General features: G+C 48.2%; 24 protein-coding genes and 1 pseudogene. 1 reads left to right on the top strand and 24 read right to left on the bottom strand.

From position 1 onward, the window contains the following. Window positions 1-134 precede the first annotated feature (134 nt). The 13 genes from CBE73_RS22070 to ppnP form a co-directional block, all read right to left on the bottom strand. Window positions 135-326 (bottom strand): hypothetical protein, encoded by a 192-nt coding sequence (locus CBE73_RS22070; RefSeq protein WP_174704649.1) that lies wholly within the window; start codon window positions 324-326, stop codon window positions 135-137. A 457-nt stretch (window positions 327-783) separates the two neighbouring features. Beyond that, entirely contained in the window at window positions 784-1,863 is a 1,080-nt protein-coding gene (locus CBE73_RS03180) for a GerAB/ArcD/ProY family transporter (protein WP_094092971.1), read from the bottom strand. Between the two features lie 30 nt (window positions 1,864-1,893). Continuing rightward, on the bottom strand, window positions 1,894-3,057 hold the full coding sequence (locus CBE73_RS03175; protein WP_094092970.1) for a Ger(x)C family spore germination protein: 1,164 nt from the start codon (window positions 3,055-3,057) through the stop codon (window positions 1,894-1,896). 1 nt (window position 3,058) lies between these two features. Further along, window positions 3,059-4,480 (bottom strand): spore germination protein, encoded by a 1,422-nt coding sequence (locus CBE73_RS03170; protein WP_094092969.1) that lies wholly within the window; start codon window positions 4,478-4,480, stop codon window positions 3,059-3,061. A 146-nt stretch (window positions 4,481-4,626) separates the two neighbouring features. Further along, entirely contained in the window at window positions 4,627-4,920 is a 294-nt protein-coding gene (locus tag CBE73_RS03165; RefSeq protein WP_094092968.1) for a spore coat protein, read from the bottom strand. Between the two features lie 18 nt (window positions 4,921-4,938). Then, window positions 4,939-5,139, bottom strand: coding sequence for a hypothetical protein (locus CBE73_RS03160; protein WP_094092967.1), 201 nt, complete (start codon window positions 5,137-5,139; stop codon window positions 4,939-4,941). Between the two features lie 23 nt (window positions 5,140-5,162). Continuing rightward, complete coding sequence (locus CBE73_RS03155; RefSeq protein ID WP_094092966.1) at window positions 5,163-6,302, bottom strand: zinc-dependent alcohol dehydrogenase; 1,140 nt, start codon at window positions 6,300-6,302, stop codon at window positions 5,163-5,165. Beyond that, window positions 6,299-6,685 carry a spore coat protein gene (locus tag CBE73_RS03150; protein WP_094092965.1) on the bottom strand — a complete coding sequence of 129 codons (387 nt, stop codon included), beginning with the start codon at window positions 6,683-6,685 and terminating at the stop codon, window positions 6,299-6,301. The genes CBE73_RS03155 and CBE73_RS03150 overlap by 4 nt, the downstream gene beginning before the upstream one ends. A gap of 12 nt (window positions 6,686-6,697) precedes the next feature. Then, window positions 6,698-6,943 carry a spore gernimation protein GerQ gene (locus CBE73_RS03145; RefSeq protein ID WP_094092964.1) on the bottom strand — a complete coding sequence of 82 codons (246 nt, stop codon included), beginning with the start codon at window positions 6,941-6,943 and terminating at the stop codon, window positions 6,698-6,700. Between the two features lie 181 nt (window positions 6,944-7,124). Then, complete coding sequence (locus CBE73_RS03140) at window positions 7,125-7,676, bottom strand: NAD(P)H-dependent oxidoreductase (RefSeq protein ID WP_094092963.1); 552 nt, start codon at window positions 7,674-7,676, stop codon at window positions 7,125-7,127. 73 nt (window positions 7,677-7,749) lie between these two features. Then, on the bottom strand, window positions 7,750-8,184 hold the full coding sequence (locus CBE73_RS03135) for a MarR family winged helix-turn-helix transcriptional regulator (protein WP_094092962.1): 435 nt from the start codon (window positions 8,182-8,184) through the stop codon (window positions 7,750-7,752). A 161-nt stretch (window positions 8,185-8,345) separates the two neighbouring features. Further along, window positions 8,346-9,545, bottom strand: coding sequence for an MFS transporter (locus CBE73_RS03130; RefSeq protein WP_094092961.1), 1,200 nt, complete (start codon window positions 9,543-9,545; stop codon window positions 8,346-8,348). Between the two features lie 84 nt (window positions 9,546-9,629). After that, window positions 9,630-9,947 (bottom strand): pyrimidine/purine nucleoside phosphorylase, encoded by a 318-nt coding sequence (gene ppnP / locus CBE73_RS03125; RefSeq protein WP_094092960.1) that lies wholly within the window; start codon window positions 9,945-9,947, stop codon window positions 9,630-9,632. Window positions 9,948-10,164: 217 nt separating this feature from the next. Here ppnP and CBE73_RS22330 point away from each other — a divergent pair. Continuing rightward, window positions 10,165-10,473: pseudogene (locus tag CBE73_RS22330) on the top strand (bile acid:sodium symporter family protein); the annotation flags it as partial. 77 nt (window positions 10,474-10,550) lie between these two features. Here the strand turns inward: CBE73_RS22330 and CBE73_RS03115 are convergent. The 11 genes from CBE73_RS03115 to CBE73_RS03055 form a co-directional block, all read right to left on the bottom strand. After that, window positions 10,551-12,125 carry a stalk domain-containing protein gene (locus tag CBE73_RS03115; protein WP_174704648.1) on the bottom strand — a complete coding sequence of 525 codons (1,575 nt, stop codon included), beginning with the start codon at window positions 12,123-12,125 and terminating at the stop codon, window positions 10,551-10,553. 19 nt (window positions 12,126-12,144) lie between these two features. Further along, on the bottom strand, window positions 12,145-14,247 hold the full coding sequence (locus tag CBE73_RS03110) for a FecR domain-containing protein (protein ID WP_094092958.1): 2,103 nt from the start codon (window positions 14,245-14,247) through the stop codon (window positions 12,145-12,147). A gap of 238 nt (window positions 14,248-14,485) precedes the next feature. Further along, window positions 14,486-15,055, bottom strand: coding sequence for a maltose acetyltransferase domain-containing protein (locus CBE73_RS03105; RefSeq protein ID WP_094096106.1), 570 nt, complete (start codon window positions 15,053-15,055; stop codon window positions 14,486-14,488). Window positions 15,056-15,538: 483 nt separating this feature from the next. After that, a complete protein-coding gene (locus tag CBE73_RS03095; RefSeq protein WP_157739373.1) occupies window positions 15,539-15,862 on the bottom strand; it encodes a hypothetical protein in 324 nt (107 codons plus the stop codon). Window positions 15,863-16,289: 427 nt separating this feature from the next. Then, window positions 16,290-17,303, bottom strand: coding sequence for an aspartate--ammonia ligase (asnA, locus tag CBE73_RS03085; protein ID WP_094092955.1), 1,014 nt, complete (start codon window positions 17,301-17,303; stop codon window positions 16,290-16,292). 527 nt (window positions 17,304-17,830) lie between these two features. Next, on the bottom strand, window positions 17,831-18,694 hold the full coding sequence (locus CBE73_RS03080; RefSeq protein WP_094092954.1) for a formylglycine-generating enzyme family protein: 864 nt from the start codon (window positions 18,692-18,694) through the stop codon (window positions 17,831-17,833). Between the two features lie 152 nt (window positions 18,695-18,846). Beyond that, window positions 18,847-19,482, bottom strand: a complete 636-nt coding sequence (locus tag CBE73_RS03075; RefSeq protein WP_094092953.1) for a glycoside hydrolase family 11 protein — start codon at window positions 19,480-19,482, stop codon at window positions 18,847-18,849. Window positions 19,483-19,699: 217 nt separating this feature from the next. After that, window positions 19,700-20,794 carry a GerAB/ArcD/ProY family transporter gene (locus tag CBE73_RS03070; protein WP_094092952.1) on the bottom strand — a complete coding sequence of 365 codons (1,095 nt, stop codon included), beginning with the start codon at window positions 20,792-20,794 and terminating at the stop codon, window positions 19,700-19,702. Between the two features lie 17 nt (window positions 20,795-20,811). Then, on the bottom strand, window positions 20,812-21,033 hold the full coding sequence (locus CBE73_RS03065) for a hypothetical protein (RefSeq protein WP_094092951.1): 222 nt from the start codon (window positions 21,031-21,033) through the stop codon (window positions 20,812-20,814). A gap of 1 nt (window position 21,034) precedes the next feature. Then, window positions 21,035-22,234: a Ger(x)C family spore germination protein gene (locus CBE73_RS03060; protein ID WP_094092950.1), complete on the bottom strand. Its 1,200-nt coding sequence runs from the start codon at window positions 22,232-22,234 to the stop codon at window positions 21,035-21,037. Window positions 22,235-22,255: 21 nt separating this feature from the next. Continuing rightward, the gene (locus tag CBE73_RS03055) at window positions 22,256-23,701 is read right to left on the bottom strand and encodes a spore germination protein (protein WP_280523005.1); all 1,446 of its coding nucleotides are present in this window, start codon (window positions 23,699-23,701) and stop codon (window positions 22,256-22,258) included. Between the last annotated feature and the right edge of the window lie 147 nt (window positions 23,702-23,848).

Here is a 23,848-nt window from a genome sequence, read left to right as displayed (position 1 = left end):
TCGTTATAATCTGCCATTCGCCGCTTTCATCTTTCTCGAAATAAAAGGTATATCCCATGACCGGGGATCCTCCATCCTGCTGCAGATTTTCTCCATTCACAGCAACAAGAATTCGCCCGTTTTCTTCATGCGCTTTATCTACGGTCGTGAAATTTACGGCATTGTTTAATAGATAAATCATGTTCAGTACCGATACCCGGACCTAATGTCCTATGGAATGCCTCTACATCCTTAGCGGCGATTGCATCAACCGATGCTTTTAGTTTTTCTTCCATAGACTCATCCATCAATGGATCTATTATTTCATCCCACTTGACGTTATCCATGCTGGAACGTCAGGGTTTAACCGTTTCAGCGGCCGATCCTATATTCGTATTGGCGGATTCTACCGTATATCGGACGCTCTTCATCCAATTTACATGAGTCCGGATGTCCTAGTCATGATTGCAGAATCCTGACCCATAAGGCGTTAACCCGCCAACATTCATCGCATCCCCCTCTACCGCAATACGAAACGTTCAAAACGTTTGACTCAGCTTGATGTCCAAGACCGTTCATCCGACATTCGTTCTCAATCCCTAAACGTCCCTGATGTGTCTATAAGAATCGCCTTCAATAACCCGTATGGGTCACGTTGCGTTGCCACCACTCCGTTGTGCATTTGCCGCGCGTCGCTCTTCCGAAATCGGCCGGACGGGGGATATTTCAGATTGGTCAGGAAGTAAATAGATAGTTGGGCGTTTTGTACATCAGCGCTGGGAATACACTGGGTAGATATGAGGTTTACTGCAAAGCACCCTTCTTCATCTTCCCCATGATCCAAAGCAGCAAAGGAATGCCGAGCATATTCACTGGCAGCACCCAGCGGACCCAAATAATGTCGCGGTACAAATTAGTAATGTGGCCGACATCGGACGTCAGTACGACCGCCAGAAAGGACAACCCGACAACACAGACGACCATCAGCTTCCACAGCTTCTTATGGATCAATTGAGCTAATCCATAACTGGTAACGAATGTGCTTGCCGAAAGGGCGATAAAATGGGAGAACGAATAAACAAAAACGGCTATCGCATCGATATTTTGAATGAAATTGAGGATCGAGACTGACCTTATAGACACTACCCAAGGCAGTGTAAGCTGCGGGGCAAGGTGAGAGCCGAGCACCAGTACAGAGATCAGGGCGGCAATAAGCACCCATAATGAGGATAAACCCATCGCCCGTACAGCATATTTGGTTGCTTGTTGTGGCTGCTGCATAAAGGCTGTCAGCATCAGAGGCATCATGGCCCCGCCCATCGTATTGCCCAGTGTTGGAACGGCTCCTTTGACGATCTGGTGAACGCCTGTATCCGCATAGATCGGCAGCAGATTGGTCCAGTCCATAATGCCGAACATCAGCAGCACGGGGGCAAAGCCAATCAGAAAATACAGCGGCCCAATGATCTGACTGCAACGGCCGATCGCGAAGATCCCTCCTTTTAAGTTTACATAAATAAGAAGTAGGGACATGGGCAGAACCACAATAGGGATTGGCGTATGGGGCAGCAATTTTAGATAGACATAATCGACCCATTCCCGCAGCGTTACGGCCGTCAGAAAAAACCAGACGACGATGTAGAGCAGCAGGATGAGCTTCCCCGCCCATTTTCCCAGCAGCTTCCGGCAAAGATCGGCAATGTTGTCTCCCGGTGACAGCTGGCTTACTTTGGCCATCAGATAAGTGATCGCAATCACTCCTGCTCCGCTTAACAGACAAATCAGCCAAGCATCCTGTTTGCCATATTGAAGAGCCGGCATTAAGGCATAATGTACTTGAAAACAAAACATGATCCAGAACAGCTGGTTGCCTGAAAGTTTCACAACTTCATCCCTTTCAATGGGCCAGAGGGGTTACTTGGGCCCTCTTTCACCGATATGCCTTATGACTATATTGGATATCACGGTGACCTTCACCTTCGGAAAACGTTCGTCCCAGTTGCCTTTCATCTGGCTCCACTGTTTCGGATGCCTTCTATGAATATCTTCCCCGAATCCGAAAATATCCGTTTTATATTTTTGCTGGACCATCTTTATCATGGTGTTCATTTGCTGTTCAATTTTTTGGTTGAAGGCTTGTTCCACCTTCTTCATATCTGAATAGATGAATAGATTAAGGTCCGTGTCGTTCTCATCAACAATGCCTTGTGCGCGTAAAATGAGCTTTAACTCGACGTTTTCGCCTTCGATCTTTGATTTTAGGGTCCTCTTCATATGGTGGAGATCAATAGTCACTTCCTGTCCGTAGACGGTCTCAGTTACCATTTGATCCTCGAGGTATCCTGCTGCCCATAACGCAGCAATGGCTTCTTCTTCCTGCAAATAACCGACAGCTGCAGCTGAATTGTTGAACAAGGCGATCTCGCGGTGACTGGGCTCAGATCCTTCAGCTTCGGATTTCGGATCCTTCTCGGTGCCTGTTTCGACAACCTGCATAAGAGGTCTCATCCCGTCTCGCTGCAGCACTTCTTTGAAGAAGATCATAGTGGTCATCTTATCGTTGATTCCGTTGAAACGGGTTTGCCGAATGGCCTTCTCCGTGGAAAAATACTCAATGCCCCCACTTTCTGCGAGAAAAGCCTTCGCTGTTGCACCTTTAACTAAAAATAACTTGGCCCGAATATTGCTGCGCGGATTCCGTCCGAACTCGTCCATCAATCGTCTCATGCCCGTCTCGGCCGTCTTCTGTCCAACAAAAACAGCGTGACGGTGGCCCAGAAAAATCTGGCGGGATAATTGCGCCTGCAGCCTTTGGAAGCAGTCCTCCAGGTTTCGGCCGACCGTAGATTTCACTAAATAGGGTTTTTGCTGCCCGCCTCCCTCTCCTAGGGCACGCGGAACGGCAATCTGCACACTCAAATCAATTTTTCGTCCTGCCGCCGAATCGACCCCCGATCCCACCCAGATAGAACGTTCGTTGGGTTCGACCATATCCCAGCAGCCTGTGGTAATCCCCATCAAAACGGCAATCATGATTGCTGCGGACAACTGTGACCTTACACGCTTAAACTTGCTCATGTTAAGGTTTGCCCCATGGCCAATGCGGGGGGCGCAGTATAATTTCTTTGAGGCGCCGCCGGATGAGGGGCGTGATGGGCGGGAAATAAGGCTCGCCGATGGATTGAAGGGTTACCAGATGAATCATAATCGCCATGATGCCGATCGAAACCCCATACATTCCGTAGATTCCAGCCAAAAAAATGATCGCAAAACGAAGAATACGCAGCGGAATCGCAAACGCATATCGAGGGATGACAAAGGAGGCAATCCCGGTCAAGGCGACGACAATGACAATGGGAGCCGAGACGATATTGGCCTCTACGGCCGCCTGGCCGACTACAAGAGCTCCAACGATACTGACGAGCGGTCCGATTTGCGAAGGCATCCGGATGCCCGCCTCCTGTAAACCTTCAAACACAAACTCCATGATCAGCACTTCTATAATGGTCGGGAAAGGAGACTTTTCCCGGGCCTCCCCTATACTGATGAACAGCGTTCCGGGCAGCAAATCCGGGTGGTATGTAGTCAAAGCGATGTAGAATCCCGGAAGTGTCAAAGAGGCAAACATCATGACATATCTGACCAATCTTCGGGCAAAGACGAAGTCCACGCGCTCATAATAATCATCTGCTGACTGAAGCCCCGCCCAGAAATTAATAGGAAGAATAAGAACTGTGGGTGTACAGTCTACAAGGATAGCTACTTTTCCCTCGATGAGACTGGATGCGGTCGTATCGGGACGTTCTGTTTTCTGGATTTGTGGAAACGGAGATTTCGGCCGGTCTTGAATACGCTCCTCAATATATGCGGCATCCAGGATACCTTGGGTCGAAATATTCTTTAAGCGCTTGCGGACCTCCTCGATTAAGCCCGGTTTCGCAATGTCTTCAACATAGGCGAGAACTACGTCCGTGGAGGTGAGTTCGCCAAGCTTGAAGGACTCCATTTTTAATCGAGGGGTAGTAATTCTTCTACGCAAAAGCATCGTGTTCGTACGCAGAGCTTCCGTAAAACAGTCTCTGGGGCCTTGAGAGGCTTTCTCCGTTTTCGGTTCGTCGATAGCACGTTTATCAAAACCGGCGGCATCGGCCAAAAGCGCCAGGCTCTCGCCTTCAGTCAAAATAGCAACGTATCCTTTGAGGACGTTATTAACTACGTCTTTCACTTGATTGGACGTTTTGGTCTGTCCTGTAAAGACAAAGCTGTCTCTAATCATCTTCCCCATTCCGTCCGGTTCGGCGTTTCGATTCAGCATTAAAGGTCTTAATATGGATTGTTCCAGCACGGTCATATCCACAAATCCGTCCAGATAAAGAATAAGAAATTCCGGTGTTCCTTGATTGTATGTATAACGAAAAACAATATCCGAACAGAGATGAAACACATCCCGTAAGTTCTGTTCATTTTCTTTCAGGCTCTGGCTTAACAGCGTTTTCTCCACAGCTTATCTCCCTCCTTCGGCAATTACAGGCAGGTGAGAATAATATCCCGCTTCTGGCGAATATTTATTCAATAAGAGTTAGAAAAATCTAACAGCCTTAGTCCGGCTAAAGCACTCGACTAAGGCTGTATAAGCAAGCGTAGAGTCTACAAAATACCCTGGGCCGTCTTGATATTTTGCAGGTCAAGCTGCCTCTGTTCTTCAACATTGAAGGGACGGTAATACCCTTTGTCTACCAAGAAATGGACGATTTGTTCATGGGTTTGAATGGCTTCTTCAAGCTGCTTGGTCAAGACAGCCTTTACATCGGGGGATGTGCATTCGGTCAAGGCCATGGCGTAATTGCGGACACCGCTTTTGGCGTTGTTCAGGAAGTCCGTGGCAATGATTTGATCCGTCAGATTCTGCATCCCCATCAATCGTTCCAGTAAGGGATTCATTGACTGGTTTACCTCCTTTTATTGGGCATTGGATAGGAGCATGCTGAGTTCATGGAGCTGCTGTTTGGAAAGCTCGACATCCTGCTGCAGGATCGCTTTCAGTTCCGGGTCAGAGACCAGGATTTGCATGCCTTTGGACTTTGTGGCGCAGACGGTCTTGAATGCGGCTATTTCATGTACTTCCAGCATTTCATGCATGGCGTATTTCTTCATGGTCATGGTTACCTCCCGCTTAGCTCTAACTAAGGTTTCAAAATGACTTTAATGCAGTTGTCTGTCTTCGTATCGAAAATCTCATATCCGTGTTTGGCTTCAGACAGCGGAATAACATGGGTAATGATGTCCCCCGGATCCACTTTGCCGGAATGAATCAGGTCATACATATGAGGCATGTAGTGAACGGCCGGTGCCTGGCCGGAGCGGATATTCACGTTGCGCTGCATAATATCTCCCAGAGGAAAGCCGTTATACCGGCCGCCGTAGACGCCGGTGATCTGGATCATGCCGCCTTTGCGAACGGCCTGGGAAGCGATGACCAGAGCACTCATTGTCCCTCCCTGGAGCTTGAGGCCGCTGGCCAGAAACTCAAGATCGTTCATTTTTCCATCCATGCCAACCGCATCAATGACCACATCGGCTCCGCCTTTGGTGATTTCCTTCAGATAGCTGCCTATGTTGTTGGGGCCTTGTTCGAAATTCACCGTCTCCACATGGTTTGTCCGTTTCGCGTGCTCCAGGCGATAATCTACGTAGTCAACCGCAATCACCCTTTTGGCGCCTTTCAGCCAGGCGAACTTTTGGACCATCAGCCCAACCGGGCCACAGCCCAGTACGATAACGGTATCTCCATTCTTAACGCCAGCGTTATCCACGCTCCAAAAGGCCGTTGGCATCACATCTGCGATCAGGCACAGCTTCTCGTCGGGCTGTTCGTTGTCTTCCGGAATTTTGAAATGCGTGAAGTTGGCAAAAGGAACCCTTAAATATTCGGCCTGCCCGCCGGGATACCCGCCCGCATTGCCTGAATAGCCGAAGTAAGCTCCCATGTCGCCATTCTCGTTGGCGTTATCACATTGGCTTTCCAGCTGGTGTTTGCAGTAGAAGCATTCCCCGCAAGCAATCGTGAAAGGAATAATGACTCTGTCGCCTTTCTTCAACCGGGTTACTTCCGGTCCGACTTCTTCCACAATCCCCATCGGTTCATGCCCGATGATATAGTCCTCCTGCAGATTGGGAATCATGCCGTGGATCAAATGCAGGTCCGAACCGCAGATGGCCGTACTGGTTAATTTGATGATCATATCGTCCGGCTTCTGAATTTTAGGAGCAGGAACCTCTTTGACCATAACGTTCTTGATGCCTTGGTACGTAACTGCTTTCATGCCTGGTGTCCTCCTAGTTGTGCGTCCGGCTCCTGGTCAAACATGCCTTTTCGGTTTGTATCCTCCGGAAACAAATCCATTTGGCTGATCATGACTGTATTGTTCGCGGACAGCTGATCAAGCTGGTACTGCTCGGTTAATTCGTAAGGGTGGAACCATTTCTTACGGATCATGAGCTCTGAAATCTCCTGATGAAGCGCAATGGCCTCCCTTAACTGCGTTTTCAGGAGAGCCCGCACATCGGGAGAAATGGCTTCCGTCAAAGCCGTCGCTGTATTTCTGACTCCCTCTTTTGCGCGAAGAAGAAAATCCATGGCAAACGTCATATCTGCCATTTCCGGCATATGCTGTGCGTTAATGGGATCTAAATAATCCTGGTTCATCTGGTTCACCCTCTAATTTAAAATAGGCGTCGGCCGGTTCGGCGGAACAGGAGCCTGAAACGGCGCTTTGGCATAAACGGCTTGAAGACCTGCGATGGCCTGGGTGGATTGCTCCACATCTTTTTGCATCAACGCTTTCAGCTCCTGGTCAAACACCAGCCCCTGCATCAATTTAGACTTGGCCAGGCAGAGCGTTTTAAAGTTCAGCATTTCATGAAGCTCCATAGATTCATGCGGAGCAAGCGATTGATCGTTCACTGACTACACCTCCGTTAGATTCACGTAATTAGCTTGTCACCATTCCGCCGGTTTATGCCTGAATCTCCTGTTTTGCCAGCATTTTTCATGACATATTTCGTGCAAACGGAACAATCGCTCTAATTAATGGGAAAAATAACAAAGCCCCTACGCAGTGTAAGGGCTTCTTCGTTTTCACTTCTTATGGCTCAGTGACAAAAGCTGCATATTCATCAGCCAGCTTCTCCAGCTGCTCATCTGTCACATTTCTAACACCGCTAATAACAAAAGGAGGCATATAACTCATCTTCACCCGGTTGGCTGCTGCCTGGAACGGCTTCAGAAGCTCGCTGTAGCTGTATTGATGGAAACCGCCTGCCTGATAAGCATCACGGACACCGCCTGTAGAAATGGCAAGACGCAGTTCCTTCCCTTCCAGTTTGTTTCCACCCGGGCCGTAAGCCCAGCCTCCTACCCATACGCTGTCCAGCCATTTCTTCAGCAGATAAGGCGCACTGTACCAATAGAACGGGAATTGGAAAACGATGCGATCATATTGTTCCAGCAGCTGCCTTTCTTTCTCCGCATCGATCTGTTCATCGGGGTAAACTTCGTACAGCTGATGAATGGTTGCGTTTTCCCGTTTTAGAAGTTCTTCGGTCAATCTTTTGTTAATTCTCGATTCGAGTAAATTCGGATGGACAACGATAACTAAAGTTTTTTTGGTTTCATTTGTAATCACATTTGTAGTCATATATAAATTCCCTTCTTCATTATTAGTTGTACATACAAAATATATCTCAAAAAAATTTACATAGCGGAGGACTTTAGTTTTCCAGCTTCCGGCTTGTATTCTCAATATTCCGTGATAATTCTCTTGCCATCTCACTCCCTAAAATCTCTTCATAACGTTTCTCTAAATTCTTGGAAGCTTTCCGGATCGTCTCTCCTAACTCCAGTCCTTTAGCTGTAGGGTGAACCTCCACGGTCTTCCCGCTGACTTTCCGTTCTACCAGTCCCTTGCCCTCCAGCTTGTCAATAAATCTGGTTAACGTAGATGCGGTAATATACAGCTTATCGGCCAGTTCCTTCTGTGTGATTCCGGGTATCCCGTTGACCAATCGAATCAGATATCCATACATTGGCGTTAACCCGGTGACTGAAAATTCTTCTTCTGCCATGCGTGTTATGGCCCTGCTTAAACGGTTGGTATTGAAATATAAGCAGCTTTGCAAAAATTCAAAACTATCTTGATCGGACATTGGCTCCCCTCCTTTAATTTTGTATGTACAACGAAATATATAGGAATAAATGACTTCTGTCAACAAGTTTTGTTGATTCAGTTGACCCGGCGCTTTCCTTAAGCTAAAGGAGCAACCGGGGTTGATTTAATATCTCGAATTGACTATCCTGCCTTGCATGCTTAACCGGTCGTTTCCTTCAACTGTCTCCGCATGAACAGCCAGCCCAGCACAGGAGAAAAACCGAGTCCAACAATCAGCCAGGTAATGGTTCTTGGCGCATCGCTGATCGATAGTATGACGACATAAAGCAGAATGCCCGCCAAACGTCCGCACATCAAACACAGTTCGCGCAGTACCATCAGTTCAACCCGGCTGTTAGCACTTTCTTCGTTTGTTCCCATCAGGTCAAAGGTAACGGACACCATAGGGATCATATAGAGAGGCACGAAAGCGGCCATCCCTATACCCATGACGAGCAGCATGCCATACTGCAGACTCCACAGCAAAGGAATCATAAAACCGGCCAGCAGCAGTGTGCCGATCAGCATCCCCGCATATCGATAACGGGGTTTTAACCATTTGCCCGCAACCCAGAAGGTTACCAGTGATATGGCAGAAGTAATCAGAGAGAACTGCCCGAGCTTCCATTCCTGCTGTGTAGCTTCATAGACCAGAAGCACGATCAAGAAGGAATAAACCCCCTCCCGCAGACCTTGGAAAACTAAGCCAAGCGCTGTGCGCCGCCAGGGACTCCCCGGTCTTTTGAGCTCAAGCAAAGGGGTACCCCACTGGTAATGCCCCTTCAGCTTGCGCTTGTTCAGAAAAAAGCTGAACACGACAGCTATTCCGTAGATCATCAGCGACAAAGTGAAAATAAGCCGGTACCCGGCATTATCCTGCATGCGGGAAATCACCCAGCCGGAGAACCAGGGGCCGACGATCCCGCATACGGATCCGATTAATCCCAGCCATCCATTAAACATATCCCGATTGCCCGGATCGGTCACTTCGAACGTCACCACATTAAAAGCCAGCCAGAACATGCCGAGCGCCGCCCCGAGCAGCAGCCCGAGCGGCCAGATATACCATACGGCAGCTTTGCCCGCCAGCAGCACCAGCAAATAGAACAAACCGGATAAGGCCGTGCCCACACGGAGCGCATTCATTTTGTTATGCTCCTTCACCCATTTTCCGGCGATCCAGAAGGTCAGGCCAAGCGCTATTTGCTGACTGACCGTAAACCAGCCGATCATGGCATAGTCCTGCTTGCTTTTCCACAAAAAGACATTCAGGAATGTGCCGGACAATGCCCCGGATAAAACAAACAATCCATTCACTGCAAGCAGCAGAATGGATTGTCGGTCAAGAGCTTTTTTCATCCTTTTCCCTCCTCAAGCCGGAGCTTCCAAACTGCAAAACCTCAGATTAGAATGTCCCGATTGGAGGATAAAGATCAATTTTTTTTATTCAGAGACGTAAGAACAGCAGTAGTCGGTCACAGCCGCCACTTGAAGTTTAAATTTAGTGTTCGCGGGAACAGTGAATTCCCCTTTGCCTTGAATATGCTGCCATTCTGTTTCCCCTGGCAGAAGAACTTTCAGATCGCCAGCCAAAATCTCCATTATTTCAATGCTGTCTGTACCGAATTCGTAGTCGCCTGGAAGCATGATGCCAAGCGTCTTTCTTGTGCCGTCTGCGAACAGGACAGCGCGGCTCGTTACTTTACCGTCAAAGTAAATATTAGCTTCCTTGACTACGGTGACATTCTCAAATTGTGCCATTCTAGTGATAGCTCCTCTACCTATGGAATAATGTTACAACCATTCTATTTGCTGAAGTCTATGAAGTCAATCATCAAACCAACAGAAGCTGCCCCGTCTTTTCCACTCAAATAATACCCTAAAAATGAAAGATTTATAGTACAATATGGAAACTACATAATTGGTGTGCCGCTTTACAGTATTAATGGTAATTTGAGAGGTACACCTAAGAAACTCAGTCGTTGCTGGCAGCCGCTCCAAAATTCTGGACAGCGGACTGCTGATCTTCGCTGTAGTCGTCCTGCATAACGGCCTCGGGTACTTGCTTGGCTACCTGTTCGCCAAACTGTTCCGCATGGACCTTGGCAAACGGAAAGCCATTATGTTCGAGACCGGTATGCAAAATTCCGGGCTTGGCGCTACGCTGGCCGCCGCTCACTCTAATCCGCTTGCGGCTGTGCCCAGCACGATCTTCAGTGTCTGGCACAATATCTCCGGTTCTGTTCTGGCCACGTTCTTTGCCCGGCGCAGTGAACGGAAACGTTAAGCTCTAGTCCACAAACAAACCCCGGCTCCCCTTCAAGGGGAAAGCCGGGGTTGTTATTTTTAATATACCCTTTATCGCTACAGATCCCGCAATATAACTGTTCTCGTGGAAGCATTCCATTGGACATCCAGCGCAAACGCCTCGGAAAAGAAACGTAAAGGGACCCTTACACGATCGCCTTCTATATACGGAGCAGCATCAAGCTCTTTCGTATATGTCCCTTCATTCGTCTCAACCTTCATGGTCCGGCTGCCTACTTCCATCTGAATGGAAGTATTCCCTTTACGCATAGTAACGGTTTGCTGCTGATAGGAGCTCGTATAACCAAAAGCTTCGACAACAGCACGCGCAGGAACCATTGTCCGGTCGTTCTTCAGCTGAGGCTGCGCATCCAAGAAAATCAGATTCTGCCCGTAGACCAGCTTGATCTCGTTATTTTGCGGAAGCTCAGGCAATTGGTAGCGGGACCACATTTTGATCCTGTTGTTTCCGGAATCAGCAATATAAATATCGCCGTTATCCGCAACCGCCACATCGCTTGGCTCGTTCAGCGCATTATGTCCATTAATGCCGTTTTGTTCCCCCGCCTGGCCGCTGCCCGCAAGGGTCACCACAGTCCCGTCATGCAAATAACGAATAGCATGATTCAGGCTGTCAGCGATGACAACGCCGCCTTCCGCTGTTACCGCGAGTCCTTTTGGAGCCTGAAAGCGGGCTGCATGTGCCGCTCCATCCGCAAAACCTCCTGCAGCAAAAAGTTCCTGTCCTTGACTTAGCTTCTGTGCAGCAGCAACATCTCCGGCAACGGTGGATACTTCACTTGTTTTAAAATCTATCAGACGAATAAGCTGGTTGCCTGTATCGCTGACATAGAGATTTCCTTCGGCATCCAGCGCCAATCCGGACGGTTCATTGAATTTTGCTTCCACCAGCGCTCCATCCGCATAATCACCTGCTAACAAAGGCACCCCTTCGACGGCTTCGATATAACGTTCTGAAGCCGCAGTCAACGTCTCAACTTCCCCATCTACAATACGTCTAATCACATGGTTGCCACTGTCAGCAACATAAATCGCCCCATCCTTCGCAACCGCAACATCACTCGGATGGTCGAAACGCGCCTCGCTCCCAGCCCCGTCTCGGCTGCCGGCGACGCCATCACCAGCCAATGTCGTCACTTTACCGCCAGGCGACAGCTGCCGGATCGCATGATTATAGGTATCCGCGATATAAACTGTTCCATCCTCAGCAACTGCCATACCTTGCGGACGCTGGAATGCCGCTTCCCCGGCGGCTCCGTCCAGCAGTGCTCCAAGAGGCAGACCATAGCCGTCAACCGGCATCCCCTCTTCAATCCCGGCATAAGTTGTCACCTGATCGCCTTTCGCCAGTTTGATCTGCTGATTTCGTGTATCAGCGACAAGCAGTGATCCATCCGGAAGGAAAGCTATTCCTTGCGGCATTCTTAATCCCGACTCTAGCAGCGCCCCGCCGGCTTGTGTATATTGTCCGCTACCAAGATACGTGCCAACTTCCGAGAGAAGCGCACCCTTTTCACCATAGACGGCTCCATTCGCCGCCGCTCCACTTGCTCCGCCTTCCAGCGACACTGCTGCTGCCAGAAGCAGCAGGATCGTTATTCGCTTGATCATGTTCTCCCTCCCCGCTTTTTTATAAGTTTTCTTCAATGGGTTCATTTCCTTCGGCATTCGGAATATCAGGAAATTCCGCGTGTTCAGCATAGAAAACGCCATATATTCCGTTGATGCTTTCTACCTTCGCGCTTGCTTTCCCATTCTCAATCGTGGTCGGCAGATAGTTCCAAACCCCATTATCCTGCTGATAGAAAATACCAATATTGCCTTCATTCATTTCCTCTCCAATTGCTCCATCTTCCAGGTCAAATTGCAGTTCAATGTCCCCTCCTGCTGCTTCAAATCTCTTTAATTCCAGAACAGCCCCGGCAGGAACAAGGCCCGTCACTTCACTCTCTTCTTTCGTAAATTCAAAGGGTGAAACGATCGGATTGCTGCCCCCGTCCGGTATGGAGGCATCAATAAATCGAATCACAGCCTCAGGCAGTGGAATCATCCGTTTTGCCGGATTCAGTTCAAACGGTTCGCCATATGGGACATAGACCATGACCTCAAGCGTCACTTCGCCTTCATAGCCGGCAACCGTTCCGCCGATTGTATATTGGCCGTATTCTGAAGGATCAAACTCGTCCTGCCATTGTACCTCCGCCAAACGAGTGGTGTTATCGCTCATCCTCACATTGACCTTGGCAGGCAGAGTAAAGTCTGCACCCGCCGCGATCTTTATCGGCTCAGGTTGAATAACTCCCACTATGGTTGGTGAAGGACTGCTTCCCCCTTCTGATGAACCACCACTAGGCGGACTTGATGGACTAGAACTTGGCGGACTTGGCAGACTCGGAGAGCTAGGCGGAGCAGGCGTTTGAGGTGCTTGAGGTGCTAAAGGCTGCCGCTGTTCCCGCTCCTGCTGAGCCAGCTGCCGCTCTTGTGTACGCTGCTGCTGGGCTTCTTCAAATCGCTGTTGGTCCGATTCCGGCAGCTGCTGCAGATAACGCTCTTCCGCCTTTTGCTGCTGTTCTTCCAATGCCCGTTGGTTCGCTTCCTGCTGCTGCCGGACCATCTCCTGCACTCTCTCTATGAGCGCTTTGTTTGTCTGCTCAAGCGAATCCCTCATTTGCTCCTTCTGCTGCTGTTGTTGGCTTTTCTGCTGAGCGAGGCGTTCTCTGTTCTCAATCGACTGACTTGCTGCCTCACCGCTTAGGCTCTCAATGGGTGGAATAGTACCAAGATCAAGCCTGCTATCAGCAGGTGTCCGGCTGTTTAATTCATCAACTATCTGCTGGGCACGCTCCTGATTCACAGCGCCATTTTCAACGGCTCCTTTTACAATATTGCCAACAAGATTATTCAAATTGTTAGTCAATTTGTTCATATCATCAGGAGCTGGTTCATTTCCGTTCTTCGCCAAGAAGTCCTGGGCAGTATAACCGTCGATTATATCCTGTTTCCTCTCCTCGTTCTCCCGCTCAATATCTTCCTTGTTCGCAAGCAACTGGCGGAGCATTTCTTCATCCACTTGACCGGCAAGCTCCTTCATGTCGATAGGACTGACAACTCCCGCAGGAGTTTCCTCTGAGGCACTTGGATCGAGATCAATCTGCTGGCCAGGCAGCGCCCTTGCCGGGGGAGAATCCGGTTGTCTCGAAGATTCTGCAGTGACCACGCCGGAATATACATATGTAGAAGGAAGTCCCGTGAGCGGATCAACCGAGACTGAAAAATGGGTTCCTCGAGCAGAAATAACCGCTTCCGGATTTACAAGTTCAAACGTATCCCTCGACTCCGTTAACGGCTCAACCTCGGCATAAACCGAACCGGCCTGCACACGCAGCCTTGTTTGCTTTGCTCCACTGTTCTCAGCAAGCACTTCGGCATACAGCTCGGTATTTTCGGATAAGACAAGTGAATCTTCACGATCCGTGCTGCTTAGAGTCGCCGAAGAACCCTCTTCCGTTCTGAGCCGGTCTCCTTCCTGAATCACCGTACCCGCATAAACAGGGACCTCTTTTGCGCTCCCTGCCTTCTGAACAAAGACATTCCCGACCACGCTGTCCACGATAAAAGAGCGCTCACCTTTTCCGGCTGCAAAAGCCGGCGGCATCATAGTATAAAAAACTAGAAAAAAGACCAAAAAACTAACCAGACGACTTAACCCTCTTTTTCCCTTCTTACCCTTCATCCTGTTTGCTCCTTTCGGACATTTCTGAAGCCATGTTGTAATTATTATATTCAGGCCTCTAGCAAGGGGTAAGTAGACAGTTTTATGTATACCTCAGCTGAAGCCCAGAAAGAGTCTGTATGCTGAAAACTCTTGCTGGACGCTAGACTAGAGAGAAATAGAGGGGAGGATGAGTGGTGTTAGTGGTGTTAGTCATCTTAGTCATCTACGCCATCTAAGCTAACTATGCCATCTTCACTTAGCTGTTCTGGATCTCTATCGTTCTGATCCCCTTCGCCGGATTCCCGCCAACTACGACATTATCGGGGACATCCTTTGTCACCACGGCACCGGAAGCAATAACAACATTGCTGCCAATCGTAACACCTGGATTGATAACGGCTCTGCCGCCCACCCAGACATTGTCGCCGAGCTTAACCGGCTTGCCCAATTCCGGACCCTTGATCCGTTCATAAGGATCTACAGGATGGGTAGCGGTATAGATATGAACTCCCGGTCCAAACATACAGTTATCTCCAATGTGCACCTCGCATACATCCAGAATGGTACAGTCAAAGTTGGCAAAAAAGTTCTCGCCCACATAAATGTTGTAGCCATAATCAAACCGGATATTCGGCTCCATCCCTACATGCTGACCGGTCCGGCCAAGCAGCTGCTTCAGAAGGCTTTCCCGAAGTTCATAGTCCGTCTCGCTGGTCTGATTATAGATGCGTGTCATCCTTCTGGCATATTCCCGCTCACGGGTTAGTTCAGGATCCCAAGCCTTATACAGTTCGCCAGCCAGCATTTTTTGTTTTTCCGTTTTCATCTCAAACACCTTGCCCTCTCTTCTTCCAATTGGAGAAATTCTAATGGTAGAAAATAATTCGCGCTTTGGCCGATTTCATCGCCGTTTATCTACAATTCGGAGTGAATAAGCCAAACTTTCCAGCGTCATTGTGATTAGACCGTACCTATAATCTTCTTCTGGATGTTCAAGAAGTGTCAGCTGCGGCATGTGCATATCCGGGATATATTTCCGGCATTCCTGACGAATCCGCTCAATGTCGGAAGGAGCGACCAGGCTAACTCGCCAAGCTCCTGCAGCTCGTTCAACAGATTTCCCCAGGTGGCTATGCTAAGGCCTGTTGCCTGTGCCACCATGGACTTCGTCCCCTGTTTCATCGTAGGTCAAGCAGGAATCGTTTGTAGCTTGCTTGTCCTTTAAACAGAAAATAGAAGCCATTGAGGAACGATAGCTTCCGTTCATGGCATGAAAAGTCGTAGGAGACACTATGTTGTGCCTTTGTTCTTATTGTCTCTCCTTCATATCCACTGTAACCGCAAGCTCCTCATAATAATGAATAGGATTAAACACGGGTGTTGTGATCTCGACGGAATCTATACGGCTGACATTGGAGAATGTAGTTTCATACCTGTCGCTGCCTTTAATCCGGATCGGCGGATTCACTCTCGGAAGTGGATTTCCATTTTGATCATAAAGCCAAATTTGTTCGATTTGCTCGTTAATGCGTTCCCCGGTGACCTCAAAAGTTACGGTTAATTTATCGCTCCGCAATTTCTCATCCAAAATCATCAGCGAGCCGGCTTCTCCTTGGGAAACAGAAATTGGCATTCCCTTCCATGCTGCACTTACTTTGGCTGTTGTATAGGCAGTGCTTACATAAGGGATAATCAAAAGCTTTCAAGATAGACTCTTGAATGGCGTCGCCGCAATCCGCATCTTGGGAGAGTATGGTTTTGGCTACCTGATACATGACGGTTTTATGGCTTTGAATCAGCTTCTCAAAGGCCTGTACATGATCCTTTTGCGCCTTTTTAACTTCTTTGCTCAAGTCCAATAAGTTGTCCCCCTCCTATCATCTAGACACATGTTAGATGCACGAGCCCATACGAAGGTTTCAATTTTCCCCAAAAAAGTAACGTAATCCATCTATAGAAAAACCCCCGCCTAAGCAGGGGCTCAACTGTTCATCCGTTTCCCAGATCCTCTTTCCATAACCTCTTTCCAGAACTTCTTTCCAGAACTGCTCCCCCAGCGCTTACATCAGCCGGATATTCCCTTCGCGGCATTCCTCCCGCGTCTTCTGATTCCAGACCGATACCTGCACTTCGCCGATATGGGCTTTCTTCAGCAAAAACATACAAAGCCTGGATTGGCCGATCCCGCCGCCAATAGAAGCCGGAAGTTCTCCGTTTAACACTGCTTGGTGGAAAAACAACGAGGAACGGTTCTCACAGTTGCTTAACTTCAGCTGGCGTTTCAGCGTTTCCGCATCCACCCGGATGCCCATGGACGAAACCTCAAATGCTCTTTCCAGCACCGGGTTCCATAACACGAGATCCCCGTTTAAGAACCAGTCATCATAGTCCGGAGAACGGCCGTCATGGACTTGCCCGGACTTCAATCGGCCTCCAATTTGCATAATGAATACAGCTCCATGCAATTGGGCGACTTCATTTTCTCTTTCCTGCGGGGAAAGGTTCGGGTATTGATCCTCGAGTTCTTGAGTCGTGACAAAATATAACGAATCCGGCAATATCGGCTCCAGACAAGTGAACTGGCGACAAATATATTGTTCGGTTTCTTTAACGGCTCTATAGATTTTGCGCGCTTCTAATTGGAGTGTCTCCAGCGTACGTTTGCCATCAAAAATAACCTTCTCCCAGTCCCACTGATCGACATAAACCGAATGGAGATTATCCATCACCTCGTCCCGTCTTACGGCTCTCATATCGGTGTACAAGCCTTCCCCGTAGGTAAAGCCGTAGCGGGCCAAAGCCATTCGCTTCCACTTCGCGAGCGATTGAACCATTTCGATTTGGCCGTCCTCCAGATCCAGGGCATCAAAAGAGACGATGCGTTCAGTTCCATTCAAATTATCGTTAACCCCGTTCCCCGCTTTCAGCATGATAGGCGAAGAAACCTTCATTAGCCGGAGTTTATTTTCCAGCTGTGTTTGGAAAAAGGTTTTGACCTCAGTGATTGCCTGTTCGGTCTCCAGCAGATTCAGCTTCGACTCATATCGGCGGGGTATTACAGTGGATCTCAACATTCAATTGCTCCTCCCAAATTGTAAATATAAGCTCTTGCCTAGGTTTGAGAACAGTGTATGTTGAGAGGGCCCGTTTGTCGCTTTGTCCGTTCGAAAAACATTTAGCAGGTTAATGCAGGTTAACCCTGCTGCTCTGCTGTTTTAATGTTATGACGTCAAGAGGGTCGTGATGCTGCCGGCTATAGGTATTATTACTGCTAGTTAGCGTTCTCCCTAAAGAGAGTTGTTCCCGCATGAATGTCAAAGCCACTACTCCCAAAATCAAGCTACCAGACCCAATCCCTTCCAAACAACATCCCTGAATACCAAGGCCGGGTTCGCTGCCATGACATTCTGGGTGATGCCTCCATTATGAGAACTGTATTCGTCAGACGTAAGGATGTTTTAATGACGCCGGCCTTATCCTCGTTCCTGTCGGAAATGAAAGCTCATTTTAATTAACTTGATTAATAATTAATTCCATGAGAAAGAAGACGATTGCCGCCGCAACCGTCTTCTTTCTGTCTTATTGCCAGCAGCACGGGCCTTTATTCCCCTCGGACGACCCGAAATCCTTGATCGGGCCCATAGCCGCTGGCTTCAAATTTCCCGCGAAAAGGCACTTCACCGCTGTTGACATCTCCAATCCAGCCGCCGCCTTTCACGACCCGGTATGAACCGCTGGCTGTCTCCGCGTCCTCAAACCAGTCCCAGCACCATTCCCGCACATTGCCTGACATGTCGTACAGACCTAACTCATTGGCTTTCTTCTCCCCGGCTGTATGCGGCCTTCCTTTGTTGCTTTCGATAGCCGGCCAGCTCCAGTCGCCGGATAAGGTTTTGTCTCCGGAGTTTCTCCAATACCAGGAGACATCGTCTGCCTGATCGCTTCCGCTGTAAGTATAGCTTTTGCTGAGCCGGCCGCCGCTTGCGGCATATTCCCACTCGGCTTCGGTCGGCAAACGATACCCGTTTGCCCCCTCATTGATCGTGACCTTCCATTTCAGAAAATCATATTCACTTTTATTATTCGGATCGAGTGTATCTTTATCTATATGATAATAAGGCCGCAGCCCCTCTTGTTCACTTCTCTTGTTACAATAGTCAACAGCGTCATACCAGCTCACCATTTCTACCGGAAGGTTGTCGCCTTGGAATTGGGAAGGATTATTTCCCATGACTTGAGTCCACTCTTTCTGGGTCACTTCATATCGGCCGATATAGAAATCGGATAAGGTCATCTTGTTCCCGTAATAATTGGATTTGGTATTCGTAAAAGTCCCGCCTTTCACCAGCACCAAGTTATCCTTGTCCGTCTTAGGCTGATTCTTCTCCTTTCCAGACGTGACTTGCGAACAACCGGTAGCGGCCACGAGACAGGCCAGGATCAGGATAATGAATAGATTTTTCATTCCACGATCTCCTTTAATGAATTCCCTATTAATCTGCCGGCTTAAGGCCGCTGCCCTGCTGATCATTGCTTGGTTGATAGGGAGGAGCGCCTCCCGGTCACACCCTTAGCCAAGGCGCTCCTCATAATGATGTTATATATAAAAGAATCCGATCACCACACGGTTACGTTTGCATTGCCGCTGCTTTGATAGCCTTCTACGACCATGGCCTGGTAAGACCAGCTGCTGCCCAGGTTCATGCCTTTGCTTTTCCAAGCGTTGACATGGTTGCCGAAATTAATTTGTACGTTGCTGCCGATCGGTCTCTTCGACTGTCTGACACTCCAGTACTGGGTAAAGGTTTGGGTCCCGTCAATGGATGGCGCATTGTAGCGTGTGTTTGTATAGATATCATAAGTGCCCCCGTCGCTGTTGACAGTGCCCTTGAAGGTTCCGGTCGGTCTGTACGTTCCCCAGTTGTCCACTACGTAATATTCGATTAGGGAATTTCTTGTCCATCCATAGAAAGCCAAATACCCGTTGCCGGACGGCGAGAAAACGCCTGCATTGTAGTTAACTACGCGGGAAGGCGAACCTGTCTGCCAGCCTTTGCCGATGACGAAGTTGCCGCTGTTTGTCCAAGAGACACTGAAATTGCCGCCTGATCCGTTAGTTGCATTTACGGTGCCGCCGCCATCGGTCCAATTCTGCCAATAGTCGGTTGCGGCATAAGAAGTTGCCCCAAACAAGCTAAAAGTCATTGCAGCAGTAAGAAGTGCCGTCAACCATTTCTTTTTTAATTTAAGCATAAGTAACCTCCTAAAATGTTGGTTTAGTAAGTACCTTCCTGCTTACTCTTGTTGTGGTTGTCTGCCTCGAAGTCCGTCACAGCTTCAGCTTCTTCATTTTGCTCGCCAACTCTCTTGGTTTCCACCTCCTTTCTAGCCAAATTATAGAAAGTAAGCGCATACAAAACAACCTGACAAATTAAAGGTTAATCCCCCTCAGATTAAAGATTTTTTGAAATCATGAAGAGTGGCTGACTTTTCTTCTTACCCATCCAATCAGCCAAATGATCATGGGAATCGCTGCCAGATGCAGCGTTGCGTACCCGACCCAAACGCTTTGTATGATGTTAGCTACATATACCGTATTGGTATACGTATTCCAAGCCACAATGACAAACAGAATAGCTAAGGGATATATGAACGGTTTGTGATCCTTAAGCCCAAACGTAACCTGCAGGCCATGGAGCATCGATAGGAACAACAAGGAAATCTTAATAAAAAAAGTCAGGATCCAGATCGTAATCAAAATACCCTCGACCCTTTGAAAGAAATTACCGACGTTGATCGTTTTGGCCAGAGCGAAAGCTGGGAACGTGCTGTTTTCCGTTTGTTCGATGCCCAGCACAAGCACGCTCAGCAGTACGATAATAGAGAGCACCAATCCGCCCGTTATTGTGCCCATGACATACAACCTTTCCCTGCTCTTCTTTTCGTTGACCATCGAAATAAAAGTCAGCATGACAATCATTTCTTCAAACATGGAGGAATGAATCCCTGCCTTAAAGACAGGAATCCAGCCGTCTTCTAGAACAGGTTTGATGTAATTCCAATGAATTTGCGGGATTAATGCGCCAACCAGTATAAGGAAGAGAAGGATGATCCAAGGAAACATCAATTCGCTTACTCTGGCCAAAATGATTATACCTTTATGAGCGCAGACGATAGCTGCCACTAAGAAGATGATTTGAATCGCTTCAATCGGCGTCTCAGGCATCATTTCACTGGACAGAAAAAAGCCGAGGTTTCCAAGTAAGGTACCGGTCAAGATAAGAAAATAAAACAGATAAAGCAGATTAAGCAGTTTCCCTAAGGCTTTGCCGAGAACATCCTCATGGATCTGAAAGATCGTTCTCCCCGGATATAAACGGGTGATCCCTATATAGAGCAGTACTGTCAGAACATTGATTGACAAACTGACTAACGAAGCCATCCAAGCGTCCTCTCTAGCCGTGTGGGCCAAACCAGAGGGCGTTACCAGGATGGAGGTACCTACAACCAGCCCAAATGTCAGGACAAAAAATTGCCTAGGAAAAATCTGATTCTGGTTTATCACGTAAACACTCCTTTCTCTCAGGGCATAAATTTATTAATAGGCTGCATAACAAAACCGATCCAATCCAAAGGCCTCAGACCCGAAAATTGCAGCATATCGGCAATTACAGTGATTAATGCAAGACCCCAGATGGAGAAGAAGACCAGGGTATCCGCAAGATATCGCTGCTTGATGCTCCTCCAAATCCCTTCGATCAAAGAAAAGGCCAGCACCAACAGAAGAGGCAGATTCCAATTCATGTTATTTAGACTCCCTGCTGATCGGCTGAACAATGGAACCGATTCTCCGTATCGCAACCTTCGTGTCGACGTTTACCTTCATCTTCTTGAAATGCTCCTCCCAATTGTCTCTATACTTTCTCCATTTCTTTGGGTATTTCCGGTGCAAAGCTTCTCCAAACCCGAAGACGTCGGCTCCGTAACGGACCTGAACATTTTGGATGGATCTGCTGATCATCGTATTATATTTCTCTTCAATCCGTTTCTCTATTTCTGTAATAGTAGAAGGTTGGCTAAGGTCCATCGGGAATTGAATGGTACTCAGATCCGCTTCAACTTTTATACGAACCTTAAATTCAGGAATTCCCTCTTCATTAAAAGAAACCTGTAACGAGCTGGTGGCCTGGTTTACGTTAAAACCAATAACGCCTTCAGGAAATACGATAACTCCCCCGGTGCTGTCCACTTCATTAAGAACATAATTTACAGCTTTGCTGGGAGCTTCCTCTAACCAGCCCACCAGACGGTCTCCTTTAAAAACGCCTAATCCAGTGTGCTCAATCAGCGTATCTGGCGTAATCTTTTTTACGTTATCGATGCTTTTCCCTTTGTTTTGATCCCCGCTCAGCCGTACACCCGATAACACAGGGTCTGAACCGTCACGTTTGAGTTCGGTAATAAACTGCTGGAGCGTAACTTTCCCTGTCGCAGCCCATTTATCATGGGAAACCAGAATAGACGAGTAAATCGAACCGGCCGGAATGTATTCGAAAGGGGTCACAACATCAAGGATCTCGGAAGCGTGGCCTGCTTTGGTCACAAGCAGAAAAAAATCCGTGCGCAGTTGGTAATTCCGCGCTATAAAATCCATGACATCTCCCAGTCCCGCCCGGGCCAGCTTTTCGCCAAAGATGAGGACCCTCAGATGAGACAAATATAAGGTTCGCGGTGCCAGACCATGCATACGCTGAAGGGCATCCGGGATGGTTTTGCCGACTGAAAAATAAGTAATGACGGGCAGACTCCCCATTGAGGCTCCCCGCTTAGTATCTGTTTCACCGGAATTAAGCACTTGAGCCGTTACGGCATACCCGCCTTCTACTTTGTCGATTCCCAGAGCCATAACGACGGCAAGTTCATTCAGCTCTTTCCGGCTCCAACAACCCGGAGTGAAAAGGACACCGATGAGAAGAAGGGTTATGAGCATCAGTCTTCCCAGCATTCTGGATCATCCTTATCTTGATTAGATTCTTGATCGTCCGCCATTTTTATGAGCATCAAGCATATTCAGATACTTCTTTTTTGTTCGCTGAGACAATCGAAGCATAGCGTCTTTTTGACTTCTCCAACGAAAAGGAGCAAAAGAAGTCATATACGGAACCCCCATCGATTCCAGACTGCAAAGATGTAGTCCAAGGATGATCAAAGCAATAATCATGCCGTACAAACCAAATGAAGCACCAATTCCCATAAGAACAAAACGAAGAACCCGCGTGGAAATGCCGAGATTAAAAGATGGAAGAGCAAAATTGGAAATGGCGGTGATCGATACGACGATAACCATGGCAGCGGATACCAATCCGGCTTCCACGGCTGCTTGGCCTATGACCAGAGTTCCTACGATGGAGACAGACTGCCCGATCGATTTAGGCAGCCGGATTCCCGCTTCCCTTAAAATCTCAAAGGTGATCTCCATGATAAGCGCTTCTACAAACGCCGGAAACGGAACCCCTTCCCGTTGACCGATTAAGCTGATGAGCAGATTGGTCGGAAGCATCTCCTGATGAAAGGTTGTGATTGCGATATAGAATGAAGGGGTTAGAAGTGCGATGCCGAAGCATAGGTACCGGAGAAGGCGGACAAGACTGGAGAAGTCTCCGCGCTGGTAATAGTCCTCGCTGGACTGGAAGAATTGGGCGAATAAGGCCGGTACAACTAATACAAAAGGCGTCCCTTCAACGAAGATCGCGATTCGGCCTTCCAGTAGTGCTGAGGCAATAACATCCGGACGCTCTGAATTGTACACGGTAGGAAAAGGACTATAACTCCGATCCTGAATCATCTCTTCGATATAGTTGCTCTCAAGTACGCTGTCCAAACGAATTTGGTCCAGCCGTTCTCTTAGTTGATTAAGGACCTCAATATCACACAGCCCTTGCATGTACATAATGGCAATCTGCGTGTTCGTATTGTCTCCGATTTTTCGTTCTTCAAGCTGGAGCTTTCGACTTTGGATCCGTCTTCTTACCAGTGCCGTGTTCTCCCGAAGCGATTCCGTGAAACCTTCCCTTGGTCCCCTTACCACAGACTGGGAAGTGGCTTCTTCAACGCCGCGCTGCTTCAAGGCCTCCGTTCCTACGTAAAGAGCCGTATCTAATCCATCAATATAAACAAGGGTATTACCGCTCAGAATTTTGGCTTCAAGCTCAGCGTGTGTCTTCACTTCACCAATCTTTCCCAATGTAATCGTTCGTTCTTTGAGCAGCAATAAGAGCTCCTCAGCGGACTGCTCCTGCCTCTCCAAATAAAGCGGCATATCCTGATGGATGGCTTCCAGCATTTCGTGTGGATCTCCCATTCCATCGATGTATATCATAACGACGCGTTTATTGCCTAATGTCATTTCACGATAAATAACATCCGGACTCTCCCCCAAAGACGATCTTACAAGTTCCGTGAATTCCTCCATCGTACAGGGAAAGCCGTCAGGTGTAGGGTTATTGCTCTTATTCATCATCACATGAGCTCCTAAGAAGATACTTATCCTGAAGATATTTCTCCAAAATATTTGTTGTGGCAGTTTTTTACTAATTCTTTTTACATTCTCCATTTAGTT

Source organism: Paenibacillus physcomitrellae, assembly GCF_002240225.1.
In the GTDB taxonomy this organism is placed as follows: domain Bacteria; phylum Bacillota; class Bacilli; order Paenibacillales; family Paenibacillaceae; genus Fontibacillus; species Fontibacillus physcomitrellae.
The sequence above is the reverse complement of the archived record's forward strand: the minus strand, read 5'-3'. Positions and strand labels throughout refer to the sequence as shown.

Coding starts and splice junctions, on each gene's coding strand:
- CBE73_RS03115 (WP_174704648.1), bottom strand. CDS start 12,125: ATGATCAAGCGAATAACGATCCTGCTGCTTCTGGCAGCAGCAGTGTCG.
- CBE73_RS03055 (WP_280523005.1), bottom strand. CDS start 23,701: ATGGAGGAATTCACGGAACTTGTAAGATCGTCTTTGGGGGAGAGTCCG.
- CBE73_RS03075 (WP_094092953.1), bottom strand. CDS start 19,482: ATGCTTAAATTAAAAAAGAAATGGTTGACGGCACTTCTTACTGCTGCA.
- CBE73_RS03110 (WP_094092958.1), bottom strand. CDS start 14,247: ATGAAGGGTAAGAAGGGAAAAAGAGGGTTAAGTCGTCTGGTTAGTTTT.
- CBE73_RS03160 (WP_094092967.1), bottom strand. CDS start 5,139: ATGACCATGAAGAAATACGCCATGCATGAAATGCTGGAAGTACATGAA.
- ppnP (WP_094092960.1), bottom strand. CDS start 9,947: ATGGCACAATTTGAGAATGTCACCGTAGTCAAGGAAGCTAATATTTAC.
- CBE73_RS03130 (WP_094092961.1), bottom strand. CDS start 9,545: ATGAAAAAAGCTCTTGACCGACAATCCATTCTGCTGCTTGCAGTGAAT.
- CBE73_RS03095 (WP_157739373.1), bottom strand. CDS start 15,862: ATGCCAATTTCTGTTTCCCAAGGAGAAGCCGGCTCGCTGATGATTTTG.
- CBE73_RS03065 (WP_094092951.1), bottom strand. CDS start 21,033: ATGAATTGGAATCTGCCTCTTCTGTTGGTGCTGGCCTTTTCTTTGATC.
- CBE73_RS03165 (WP_094092968.1), bottom strand. CDS start 4,920: ATGAATCCCTTACTGGAACGATTGATGGGGATGCAGAATCTGACGGAT.
- CBE73_RS03105 (WP_094096106.1), bottom strand. CDS start 15,055: ATGAAAACGGAAAAACAAAAAATGCTGGCTGGCGAACTGTATAAGGCT.
- CBE73_RS03150 (WP_094092965.1), bottom strand. CDS start 6,685: ATGAACCAGGATTATTTAGATCCCATTAACGCACAGCATATGCCGGAA.
- CBE73_RS03080 (WP_094092954.1), bottom strand. CDS start 18,694: ATGAAAAATCTATTCATTATCCTGATCCTGGCCTGTCTCGTGGCCGCT.
- CBE73_RS03140 (WP_094092963.1), bottom strand. CDS start 7,676: ATGACTACAAATGTGATTACAAATGAAACCAAAAAAACTTTAGTTATC.
- CBE73_RS03060 (WP_094092950.1), bottom strand. CDS start 22,234: ATGCTGGGAAGACTGATGCTCATAACCCTTCTTCTCATCGGTGTCCTT.
- CBE73_RS03135 (WP_094092962.1), bottom strand. CDS start 8,184: ATGTCCGATCAAGATAGTTTTGAATTTTTGCAAAGCTGCTTATATTTC.
- CBE73_RS03155 (WP_094092966.1), bottom strand. CDS start 6,302: ATGAAAGCAGTTACGTACCAAGGCATCAAGAACGTTATGGTCAAAGAG.
- asnA (WP_094092955.1), bottom strand. CDS start 17,303: ATGTTGAGATCCACTGTAATACCCCGCCGATATGAGTCGAAGCTGAAT.
- CBE73_RS03175 (WP_094092970.1), bottom strand. CDS start 3,057: ATGAGCAAGTTTAAGCGTGTAAGGTCACAGTTGTCCGCAGCAATCATG.
- CBE73_RS22070 (WP_174704649.1), bottom strand. CDS start 326: ATGGATAACGTCAAGTGGGATGAAATAATAGATCCATTGATGGATGAG.